A 1,010-nucleotide genomic window follows, 5' to 3' on the forward strand; every position below is an offset into this window, starting at 1 on the left:
AGATCCCGTGACCCAAACTGTGCTTTTACCTAAGATCCAGCTTGGCGCATACATGACCAGCAGTGCGCGCAGGGCATCAAGCAGCGTGGCACAACCAATTCCCACTAAAATCATCTGCCCTGGGCGCAGATGTAATATCCGGCTGATGCTAACGAGCAGCAGCATCATCAATACTGCGCCGGTAAAAGCAATCAGTGGCAACCACACAATTGCAATGTGTTGCTGGAAAAATAGGAAAAACAGCACAACGGCGGTGGCCGCACCGCTGTTAATTCCCAGAATATCGGGTGAGGCCAGCGGGTTGCGGATAATGCTCTGTACTAGAACACCTGACAAACCGAGTGCGGCCCCCGCACTTAATGCCAGTAGTACCCGCGGTAGGCGAAACTGGGTAATAATCAGTGTGGTGGCGCTGTCAGCTTGACCGCTGATCAGCATCCACAACCCTTGCGGTGTCAGCCACTGATTTCCGGCACTGACAGCCAGTAGGGTGGATAGTAGCAATAGCGTGCTGAGTATCCCGATAACGCGCAGCGGCTGACGAGCAATTAACAGACTAAATGTACGGTAACGTAGCTGGATATAGCGGGATGCATAACCAGACAGATAGGTAGACATGCAACTCCTCAGACGGTTTGCTTGGGTGACTTGGGTAATCGCAGGCGTGGGCATTAAAGTGCTTGCCCGTTGCGGCGACAGGCCAGATAGATAAAGAACGGTGCGCCTAATACAGCCATGGCCAGCCCGACTGGAACTTCTGCCGGAAAGAACAGGAAGCGGGCACTGATATCTGCGGCTGTCAGTAAACTGGCCCCGCACAGTGCCGCAGCAGGAATGAGCCAGCGGTAATCAATGCCTAATATTGCGCGGCAAACATGCGGAACAATGAGCCCGATAAAGCCGACTGGCCCAGCCATTGCGACTGCGCTACCGGTTAACAGCACCACCGCCAGCAGTGCGCCCATGCGCAAACGGCTCAGGTTAATTCCCAGCCCCTGTGCAGTTTCTTC

At 54.4% G+C, this 1,010-nt stretch carries 2 protein-coding genes; both read right to left on the minus strand.

Going from position 1 to position 1,010, the window contains the following annotated elements; all coding sequences use genetic code 11:
- On the minus strand, positions 1-618 hold a 618-nt coding region (locus tag ACRC27_RS05300; RefSeq protein ID WP_438639363.1), incomplete at its 3' end, for an iron chelate uptake ABC transporter family permease subunit.
- Positions 619-671: 53 nt separating this feature from the next.
- A partial coding sequence (locus tag ACRC27_RS05305; protein WP_438639364.1) for a FecCD family ABC transporter permease occupies positions 672-1,010 on the minus strand: 339 nt, incomplete at its 5' end.

It is taken from the genome of Plesiomonas sp. (assembly GCF_051650925.1).
Classification (GTDB): domain Bacteria; phylum Pseudomonadota; class Gammaproteobacteria; order Enterobacterales; family CAMTGL01; genus Plesiomonas.